Below are 10,095 nucleotides of genomic sequence, written 5' to 3' on the forward strand. Positions count from 1 at the left end.
AGCAGTGTTCAGCGTAAATGTATCAGGTAGGTATTGTGGGCATAGCTGCTCCGAATGGCAGAGAAACAGCCCGAAGATTCTGAGCTCTCCTCTCCACTCTTGGCTGGTCACCCCCCAGAGCCGAGCTGCCGGGAAAGGGTTGAGCTGCTCTCTTGGGATTTCTCGCTTGTTTATGATGATCTCGTGTGGGTTTCCAAACGCGGGCTGCCCAGCTTTTCAGGGAAACGTAAGGGATCCCACTGTGGGGTTTGGAGTTCCCTATGGCGGATGAGTTGCCGTTTACCTTAGATCAGCTCCTCATCGTGCGGGCAATTGCCCAGCAGGGTAGTTTTCGCCGTGCTGCCGATAGCCTGTTTGTCTCCCAGCCTGCCGTCAGCTTGCAAGTGCAGAACTTGGAGCGACAGTTGGGAGTGGTGCTGTTCGACCGCAGTGGGCGCAAGGTGGAGTTGACGGATGCCGGGAAAGTGCTGCTGCAGTACAGCGAGCGCATCCTCAAGCTGTGCCGTGAGGCCGTCGAGGCCCTAGCGGATTTGCAAGAAATGGAGCGGGGGCATCTGGTTTTGGGGGCCAGCCAAACGGTGGGCACCTATGTAATGCCTTCTTTGATCGCGCAATATCACCGCCGCTACCCACAAATTTCCGTGCAGCTCTTGGTGCAATCCACGCGGCGAATTGCCCAGAAATTGGTGGACGGCCAATTGGACGTGGCCATTGTTGGCGGGGAGATCCCCTTTGAGCTGCAGCGGCACTTGAAGGTGATGGCTCTGGCGGAAGATGAATATGTGTTGGTCGGTGCTCCCGGGTGTGCCATCGACTCTCCGGCTCTTGTGGATCTGCTGGCTTTGCCTTTCATCACCTTGGATCCCCAGTCGTCCACTCGGCAAACCATCGATCGGGTACTGAATCGCCACGGCATTAACCCGGCCCAATTGAACGTGCGGCTGGAACTCAGCTCGATTGAGGCGATCAAAAATGCCGTCCAGGCGGGGTTGGGGGTGGCCTTTCTGTCCATGGTGGCAGTGGGATCCGATGTGGAACAGGGGCGGTTCCGGAAGCTGGCGGTGGAAGGGCTACAGATACGGCGTACCCTCTGGCTGGCTTTTAACCCGGAGCGCTATCAATCGCAGGCAGCCACCCGCTTCCTCCAAGGGCTGCTGACCCGCCAAGACTGGCTGAAAACTCCCCCGCCCCATTTGCAGTTGATCGGCTAAGTTGCGATGCGTTACGGCCTTTTCCGAGTTGATGGGATCCCAGGTAGATTCCGGTGGATTGAGCAGGATCCCTGTTCAAAGAGATACGAGAGATATTTCCGTATAGGTGCATTCGCTGTAGCCAATGCTGCTCCGGAAGAAACTGCATCTGCTGAATCTGTCTGTGTCTACTGACCCCAAGCCGATGACCAGGCAAACGCTGTTGGAACGACTCCCCCTGGCCCAGCGCTTGGCGGAGTTACAGGCCCGCGTTCAAGGGATCCCGCTGCACAGGGTGGAATTGAAAGGGCTGAGCATCGCAGGGGCAGAGTCCTGTTGGGCTGCCTATCGAGAGTGGGGAAAAGGGATCCCACTGCTGTTTCTGCATGGCTTTATGGCCACTCATGCCAACTGGTGGCCGCTGATGCAAGGGTTGGGAGACGAATATCGCTGCATTGCCTTGGATTTACTGGGGTTCGGGCAGTCCGGCCAACCGGCCTTGCACTACGACATCGCTGCAGAAGTAGAGTTTGTGCGCGGATTTGTCCAAAGGCTGGGCCTAGCTGCTCCGGTTTTGGTGGGCCATTCCTTTGGGGGATGGGTGGCGGCAGCTTACGCCGTGCGGTATCCGCTGCGGGGGTTGGTTTTGTTGGCTCCTGCCGGGATCCGCGACGACAGCTTTGTGAGACGCTACAACCATTTGCGGCCCTTGCTCTGGGAAAGCGCTTGGGTGGATTGGCTGTTGCGGGCGATCGCTCCGCTGGCCCGCTGGTGGCATTGGGAAGACAAGCTGGCCCAGCTCTTGTGGTTGCGGGGATCCCTGCGTCAGCAGCCGGTCGCTCGGCAATTTCTCCGACAACGTCTGCGCCCACAAGCTGCTGTCGATACGGTTGAACATTATCTCAACTACATTCAGGCCCCCACCCTGGTGATCGCCGCCGAACAGGACGACACCATTCCCCTCTGGCACTGCCAAACCTATGCCGAAGGGATCCCTGGGGCTCAGCTCAAGATCCTGGCCGGGGCCGGCCACGCCATCCCTGCCTTGCATGGGGAACAGGTGCTGCCCCTAATTCGGGAATTTCTCGACACAGCTCTTTCCGCACAATGCGGGCTTTGAGCTGGGGCTGTAGCGTATGGCCGAGAGAGGAATGCCGCTTGCCAGATGGCGATGCCCGATAGGCGACGGAGCGCCGCCCAAGGGGAACGCCTGACCCTAACCAGCGGGCGGTTTCTGCTAGAAACCCATCAGACGAGCAACAGCGGACAGCTCAGGGACAACGCCGGTGTGGATAGGAGCGGATCCCTGGTGGCTGGCCGTGTCCGGATCCTTAAGGCCATTGCCCGTCAGCACGCACACCACCTGTGCTCCAGCAGGCACCTGCTCTCGCCATTTCAGCAATCCGGCCACCGAGGCCGCGCTGGCCGGCTCGCAAAAGATCCCTTCTTCGGATGCCAGGAGACGATAGGCTGCCAGAATCTCCTCGTCGGTGACGCTATCCACCTGACCGCCGCTCACCTGCACTGCCGCCTTGGCCTTCACCCAACTGGCAGGATTGCCGATGCGAATGGCCGTGGCCACCGTCTCTGGGTGTTCCACCACCCGGTTCAACACCATGGGGGCAGCACCGGCAGCCTCGAAGCCGTAGAGACGAGGGCGACGGGTAGCCTTGCCCTGCTGGCGGTACTGGCAAAACCCCATCCAATAAGCCGTGATGTTGCCCGCGTTGCCCACCGGAATACAGAGCCAATCGGGGGCATCCCCCAAAGCATCCACCACCTCGAAGGCGGCGGTTTTCTGCCCTTCCAAGCGGAAGCGGTTGACCGAGTTCACCAGGGCCACCGGGTAGGTTTCCGCCAGCTGCCGCACCATAGCCAGCGCTTGGTCGAAGTTGCCTTGAACGGCGATGATCTCCGCCCCGTACATCAGGGTTTGGGCCAGTTTGCCTTTGGCCACGTAGCCATCGGGGATCAGCACATAGGCCCGCAGACCTCCTTTGGCCGCAAAGGCAGCAGCCGCCGCCGAGGTGTTGCCGGTGCTGGCGCAGATGATCGCCTCTGCCCCTGCCTCTTTGGCCTTGGACACGGCCATCGTCATACCCCGATCCTTGAAACTACCGGTGGGGTTGAGGCCCTCCAACTTCAGGTAAACTTGACAGTCTCGCCCCAGCCGTTGGCTCAAAGCCGGGGAAGGCACCAGAGGCGTGTTGCCCTCATGTAGCGTGACCACAGGTGTGCTGGCGCTGACGGGGAGCCATTCCCGATAGTGCTGGATCAGGCCGGGCCAAAGCCCCACTTGCGCGCGGGATCCGGCTATACGAGGGGGATGGGTGGGATTCAGGGTCGCCATGCCGCAGAGGACACCGAGGCTAATCAAAGACCGGCTTTCTCACTGTAGCTGTTCGTGGAGGGGTTCGTATCCACCTCCCGCAGCGGCGGCAGAAACATCTTCCTGATCCCCTCTCTTCAGAAGCTGGGGAGCGGAGGAGCTGCAGGTCGCAAGGCCAGAGCCTGCACCAGAGAGCGCAACTTCAGACGAATCTCGGCCAGCTCTTGCTCTGGGTTGGAGTCAGCCACAATCCCGGCACCGGCATACAAGCGGGCCCAATTCCCCCGAATTAGGGCGGAGCGGATCCCCACCACAAACTCGCCATTGCCCTGTAAGTCTACCCAGCCCAAGGGAGCGGCATAGCTGGAGCGATCAAAGGGTTCCAACCGCTCTAGCCACTGCAGCGCCGCCTGTTGGGGATACCCTCCCACCGCTGCCGTCGGGTGGAGCTGGGCTAGCAGATCGAACAGATGTACATCGGCGGGGAGCTCCGCCTCGATCAAGGTTTGCAGATGCTGGATGTTGGCTAGACGGAGCAGCCGCGGTTGCGGGGAAATGCAGGGATCCATTCCCAACCGACTCAGAGCCTCCCGGATCGAGCGCACCACCCACTGGTGTTCGCGGCGGTCTTTGGGGCTGCGGAGCAGCTCCTCGGCCAACTGGCGATCCTGGACAGGGGTGGCGCCGCGGGCGGCGGAGCCGGCTAAGGCATCGATCTGCACCCGGCCTTGCCACACGGAAAGCAAGCGCTCCGGAGTGGCCCCCAAGAAAACCTGGGGAAAGGCCCCCTCTTGGACCAGGGGGAGAGGCCTGGCCGGCAAATTCCCCCGAGCATCTGCCTCCAAGGACTTCGGCCCGCTGACGCCAGCGGCAAAGGCAAAGATGCTGCAATCGGGATGATCTTTTTCCAGGTAGGCCAGCAGGGACGGGATTGACGGCGGGACAGGCAAGTGCAGATCCACGGCTTCGGCCAGCACCACTTTCTCCAGGGATCCCGCCTGAATCACCTGCAGGGCTTTTTGGATGCGCGCCAAGAGGGGGGCTTCCTCCAAGTTCACTGGCACAGGAGCTTGCAATTCCCACGAGGGCAAGGGGGATCGAGAAAGGCGCTCCATTTGGGCAAAAAAGGCGGTGATCTGCCCGGCCAAAGCTGCTAGGTCACTTTCGGGAGCAATTTCCAGATTGAGCCGCGCTACCGTCAGGGATCCCCAGGAGCCTGGTACCTGCAACAGTTGCCAACGTGGCAGCACCAGCGCTGTCCCCCCTTTGCTCCTGGGGCTGAAACTGAGGCGACAGAAACACAGAGGGCGTTCCTGCCGGCTGTCTGGGAATCTTCCCACTTCCGAGGGCTCCGTTCTGCCAATGCAAGCGGCATGGACGTGGGGCTGCAGCTCTTCTACAAAGCTCCGTGCCGCCCGCAAGTCCCCTTCTCCCGCGAGATCAACCTGCCGCAGGGATCCCCATCCCAACACCCGCACCCTTTCCCCGTGGGCCTTGTGGGAGAGATAACAGTAGCTCGGGAATCGGTTTGTGGGGAGCGAACCCAGCCTCTGGGCCAGCACCGCCAGCGGATCCAGCTCTGGGATGGGCTGCGACAAGCTGAGGATTTGGGGAACACCCCGCGCCCGCGCCATCTGTTGGCAGGCGGCTAGGAAGGGATCCCAGTGGCGCCGATCCCTCGCCTCGTCCGTCCAGGTAGAAGTGCGAGTCGGCGGCCATGCTCTCGGCCACTCCAGGCACTCAAGCGTACCGTGGGCATTCCAAGGGGAAAGAGAAGAGGTCATGCGCAAGAAAAAGAAGACGATCCCACCTTGGCCGAAAACAGGACACCCGTCGATGGAGACCGGCAGAAGATGACTTTAGGATAAGAGATTAGGAGAAGGGCCGGCAGCCTGAGCTTCTGGGGGCCAGATCTGAGGAGCTTCTTCACGGACTGCAAAGTTTCTTAGCATCCTGGGGGATGCTTTCTCAGGCGCTCTACCCTACAGAGCAGATGGTTGTAGACAGATCCAGAGACAGGCCCCAGAGCAGGCTTGCTTCCCAAGGAGAACTCCCATGAATCCAGATGTCGGCCAAGTGCAGCCAGCAGCAGAGGTCGCATGGAGTGACCCCTCCCGCCGGCAATTGTGGATGGCTGCCCTTAAGCCCCCCATGTACAGCGTGGCGATCATGCCCATCTGGGTGGGATCCGCCATTGCCTACGCCCAGTCAGGGGTACTGGATTTGGGGGTTTTGGGGGTGTTTTGGGGAGCCGCCATCTGCATCTTGGCCTGGGTCAACATCAGCAACGACGTGTTCGATGCCCAGACAGGGGTGGACAAAAACAAACTCCACTCCCTGGTTAACCTGACGGGCAAGCCGGGGCAGGTGTTTTGGGTGGGGAATGCCTTTTTGGCCCTGGGTCTGCTGGGGATCCTGTGGCTGAGCTGGCGGCAATGGGATCCGACGGTGCTGCTGTTGGTGCTGCTGGCCTGTGGGCTGGGCTATGCCTACCAAGGGCCGCCCCTGCGCCTGGGCTACCAGGGCCTGGGGGAGATCCTCTGCTTTTTCAGCTTTGGGCCGCTGGCGGTCTCGGCTGCCCACTACAGCCAAAGCCAGACTTGGTCGCTGCCGGGGTTAGCGGCCTCACTGGTGGTGGGAATGGCGACCAGCTTGATTTTGTTTTGTTCCCATTTCCATCAAGTGCAGGATGACTTAGCCTGTGGCAAGCGCTCGCCGGTGGCCCGCCTGGGAACCTTGCGCTCGGCCCGCCTCATCCCCTGGCTCTGCAGCAGCCTTTTTGCCTTGATGCTGCTGTTTGTGGGGCTGGGGATCTTTCCGGCTTGGACACTGCTGAGTTTGGCGGGGATCCCGTTTGCAGTGCGGCTTTCCCGCCTGCTGGGTACCTATCACGATCAGCCGCAGCGGATTAGCCACTCCAAGTTCATCGCCGTCAGTCTCCATTTTTGGCTGGGGCTGTTTCTGGGGCTAGGGTTCATCCTCAGCCGCTATGGCTGAAGGCTGAAAAGTCGGCTTAAGGCTAGGTGTGCGCGGGATCCCTCCGGTGCAGCCGGCAAAATGGGATAAGCTACAGCCTAGAGTGCTAGCTCAGAGCGTTGGCTCCAAGGGGAGTGGTCAGTTCGGGTCGAGGTGAGGCGGCAGCGAAAACAGGATGCGGCGATTCTTCAATTCCAACCTGGGGGTGGCGCTGTTGGGGAGCAGCATCTTGGCTGCTTTGGTGGGCTGGGCCTTGTCGATCGACATCGAAGAAGTGAAGGTGGAGTCTCCTCCCCCCGACCAGCCCCTCTCGGTCAGCCGCAGGGTAGATATCTTGGGTCGTCGGGGAGGCCATCAGCGGTGGCGACTGATCGCCGAGCAGGTGGATCTGGCAGCCGGGCAACAGGTATTTGAGCAGGGGGCGCACGGCTACTTCTACGGAGAAAGCGCCGACCGACAGGAAGGGGTGCCGGATCCCTTTTTTGATAGCAGCGAGCAGATGACTTGGCGGGCCAAGCGAGCCCGCTACAATGCCACCGCCGACGAGCTGTATTTGGATGAGGAGGTGGAGGTGAGGAGCGGCGACGGCAGCCTGCTCTTGACCAGCGCCCTGAGAGTCACCCCCGAAGAACGCATCGAGGTGCCCGCGGAGTTCACCCTCAAAGGCCGGGAAATGGTGTTGCAGGGCCGCTCTGGCTCGTTTAACTTTCAATTTGCCCTTCTCAGGGCCGAGCAGGGCAAGCTGATAGTGTTGCCCCCAAACGGCTCGGCACCCACCTCCACCACCATCACCGCCGACCAGATCACCTACGACCGCACCAACCAGGTGGCCGAGGGGAAAGGGAACCTGCGCATTCGCGAACGCGGCATCGAGATTCGCGCTCCCCAGGGCACCTACCTGCGGCAACAGGCCCAAAGCATTCTCTCCGGCGGTGTGGTGTTGCAAGAGGTGGCCGGCGACAGCAGCCGGGATCCCTTATTGGCCGATCTGCGCTTGGCCCAGGCCTCTCCCGGCCCGGAGGCGACCCCAGACCAACAGGATCAAGAAGTCACCATCATTGCCGACCGCCTCACGTACGACCGCAACACACAAATTGCCCAAGGGGAAGGCAACCTGGAGATTCGCCAGGGGGAAACCATCATCCAGGCGGCCCAGGGCACCTACCGCCGCCGCGAATCCCAAAGTCTGTTGACGGGAGGAGTTACCCTGGAAGAACCCGGACGGGTGCTCACCTCCGCCCGCCTGGAGGGCAACCACCGCGACAAGATCTTCCTCTTTGAAGACAACGTCCTCTACCGGCAGATGGCTACCTCTACCCCCACGCCCGGCGGGGGATCCCTGACGGAAGAACTGCGCCAAGCCGAAACCGAAGTGCGGGCTGCCCGCCTGGTTTACAACTCCCGCACCGGTACTTCCGAGTTTAGCGATGCCGTCGAGTTTATCCAGCGGGGACGTAGGGCCAAGGCCAACCAAGCCACCATCACCCCTGAGAAAGTGGAGCTGCGGGGAGAGGTGGTGATCGAGCAGATCGAAGGGGACTGGCTGGCGCGGCGCTTGCAAAACTCAGAGACCCAGGCGGATGTGGATCAGCCGACGGTGATCTACGCCGACTGGGTGGAGATCGACCAAGCCAGCGGCGATGCCCGCTTCTTTGGCAATGTGGTTATTGTGCAGGCCAACCGCGCCATCGAAGGGGATCGCGCCGATTACTTTGACCGAGAACAAATTTTCAAAATCAGCGCCGAACAGGCTCCTGTGGTGCTCTGCGATCGGGGAGAGGTCGGCCGCCTTCCCGGGGAGAGCACCCAAGCTCTGCCGGGCCGCAACGCGCTGGATCAGATGTGCCGGGGCGCCAATCGCCTCAGTGGCAAGCTGGTTACCCTGAACATAAAACAAGATGAATACACCGTCGAAGGGGACGGGCAACAGCAGGGCATGTTTCAGTTTCGCATCACCGACGCCCTCTGATGGGATCCCCCCTCGGGGAGCCATCTGTGGTTTTTGATCGTCCAGGTTTGGCTGAGGTTGTGATCCGAGGTGATGTCATGACGGCTCCACTCGCCGAGGGCAAACTGCGCAGAACCCCTGCTCAAGCGGGCAGCTTTTGGGGATCCCTGAGATTGGGAGCTGCCTTTTTGGAGTTTTATCTCTTCAAAGAGATGATCCGCCCCTTCTTTCTGGGGGTGGCCGGGGGCACGGTGATGATGCTGGGCAACCAGCTGTTTATCTACACCGATCTGCTGGTGAAAAAGGGCGCCCCTCCCCTGACCATTTTGCACATTCTCCTCCTCAATTTGCCCGCCATTTTGGTGGTCACCTTTCCCATTGCCGGCCTCTTTGCCACCTTGCTCACCCTGGGCAAAATGGGAGCCGACAGCGAGATCACCGCCCTGCGTGCTGCTGGGATCCCCTATCGCAAAGTGTTTATCCCCGTGCTCTGTATTGGCCTGCTGATCAGCGGCTTGGCACTGTTGACCAATGAAGTCATTGTGCCGGAAACCAACCAAAAGGTGAAAACCCTGAATAAAAACCTCATCTTGGCTCAGGATGCCCTTTTGTTTAATCCAGAAGAGATCGTGCGGGTGGATGATGATCTCTGGTTTCATGTCGGATCGATTGACCCGAAGACCGGCTTGATGCAGGATTTGTTGATCCTGGATCGCAAAGCTGAGACCGGCCACCTGCGCTATCCGCAGGTGATCTCCGCTCAAACCGCGCAGCAGGTGGGCCAATCGTGGCAACTGCGAGATGTGGTGATCCGCCGTTATGACGAGCAGGGGCGCACCTACTATGAAGGCCAGGTGGAAGAAATGCAGCTCAACATCGTCAACAAACTGGTGGGCCTGGTGTACGCGGAAAAAGTGCCCCAAGAGCAACGGGCGGGGGAGCTGTGGGAGCAGTGCCAGCGATATCGAGCGGAGCAACGTCCTTCTGCCGATGTGGCTCGCTGCCTGACGGAATACCACCTCAAGTTCGCCATTCCTTTGGCCAGCTTTTTCGCCATCTTGGTGGCTGCCCCCTTGGGCCTGCAAACGGTGCGGCAAACGGGGCGCTACGGCGGCGTGGCGCTAGCGATTGTTCTGGTGTTTATTTACTATGTACTGATGAGCCTGGGACGAGCGATGGGTCGAGTTGAGCACATCGATCCCTGGCTGGCTGCTTGGTTGCCGAATATGATTTTCGGTGGGGTAGGCCTTTCTTTACTGTGGCGGTTTTTACGGTGAAATCCTGCAACTTCCCCCCTGACTTCAGCCCTTGGGCAAAGTGGTTGGCTCTTTGCTGGGGCGGCTCCCTGTGGTTGGGGACGGGGGAGGCCGTCTTCGCCCAGTTGGACCCCCTGCCCACTGTTGGCGTCGGCGGGACGGAGTTCTCTCTGGAGGGCTACCAGCGCTTTCGGTCAGCGCAAACACTTGCTCAGCGCCTGCAACTGGCCCGCCGGGCTTCCAGCCCAGAACCGATGGCTGCCGCCGATGAGGAGCCCATCACCTTGGCCGAGGCGCAATCTTCTCTGCCTGCTACAGCCTTGACTGCGGCAACCCCACCCCCTACGGCCCCGGTTTCAGACTTTGGATCCCCTCCCCTTGCCAACTCTCCTGAAA

At 60.6% G+C, this 10,095-nt stretch carries 8 protein-coding genes; 6 read left to right on the plus strand and 2 right to left on the minus strand.

Annotation, left to right across the window (positions count from 1 at the left end):
- Positions 1 to 260 precede the first annotated feature (260 nt).
- Both NW818_RS04220 and NW818_RS04225 read left to right on the plus strand, forming a co-directional pair.
- Positions 261 to 1,211: a LysR substrate-binding domain-containing protein gene (locus NW818_RS04220; protein ID WP_414343349.1), complete on the plus strand. Its 951-nt coding sequence runs from the start codon at positions 261 to 263 to the stop codon at positions 1,209 to 1,211.
- Positions 1,212 to 1,374: 163 nt separating this feature from the next.
- The gene (locus NW818_RS04225) at positions 1,375 to 2,310 is read left to right on the plus strand and encodes an alpha/beta fold hydrolase (protein ID WP_414423915.1); all 936 of its coding nucleotides are present in this window, start codon (positions 1,375 to 1,377) and stop codon (positions 2,308 to 2,310) included.
- Positions 2,311 to 2,427: 117 nt separating this feature from the next.
- On the opposite strand, the gene thrC is transcribed toward NW818_RS04225, so the two are convergent.
- Together thrC and NW818_RS04235 are read right to left on the minus strand one after the other, a co-directional pair.
- Positions 2,428 to 3,486: a threonine synthase gene (gene thrC / locus NW818_RS04230; protein ID WP_011433867.1), complete on the minus strand. Its 1,059-nt coding sequence runs from the start codon at positions 3,484 to 3,486 to the stop codon at positions 2,428 to 2,430.
- Positions 3,487 to 3,656: 170 nt separating this feature from the next.
- The gene (locus tag NW818_RS04235; RefSeq protein ID WP_414423916.1) at positions 3,657 to 5,303 is read right to left on the minus strand and encodes an isochorismate synthase; all 1,647 of its coding nucleotides are present in this window, start codon (positions 5,301 to 5,303) and stop codon (positions 3,657 to 3,659) included.
- A 271-nt stretch (positions 5,304 to 5,574) separates the two neighbouring features.
- Here NW818_RS04235 and menA point away from each other — a divergent pair, with 271 nt between their 5' ends.
- From menA to NW818_RS04255, 4 genes are all read left to right on the plus strand, one after another.
- Positions 5,575 to 6,516, plus strand: a complete 942-nt coding sequence (gene menA / locus NW818_RS04240; RefSeq protein ID WP_414423917.1) for a 2-carboxy-1,4-naphthoquinone phytyltransferase — start codon at positions 5,575 to 5,577, stop codon at positions 6,514 to 6,516.
- Positions 6,517 to 6,670: 154 nt separating this feature from the next.
- Entirely contained in the window at positions 6,671 to 8,464 is a 1,794-nt protein-coding gene (locus tag NW818_RS04245; protein WP_414423918.1) for an LptA/OstA family protein, read from the plus strand.
- Positions 8,465 to 8,541: 77 nt separating this feature from the next.
- Positions 8,542 to 9,720: an LptF/LptG family permease gene (locus tag NW818_RS04250; RefSeq protein ID WP_414423919.1), complete on the plus strand. Its 1,179-nt coding sequence runs from the start codon at positions 8,542 to 8,544 to the stop codon at positions 9,718 to 9,720.
- A 44-nt stretch (positions 9,721 to 9,764) separates the two neighbouring features.
- A partial coding sequence (locus tag NW818_RS04255) for a hypothetical protein (protein ID WP_414423920.1) occupies positions 9,765 to 10,095 on the plus strand: 331 nt, incomplete at its 3' end.

It is taken from the genome of Synechococcus sp. R6-5 (assembly GCF_047461775.1).
In the GTDB taxonomy this organism is placed as follows: domain Bacteria; phylum Cyanobacteriota; class Cyanobacteriia; order Thermostichales; family Thermostichaceae; genus Thermostichus.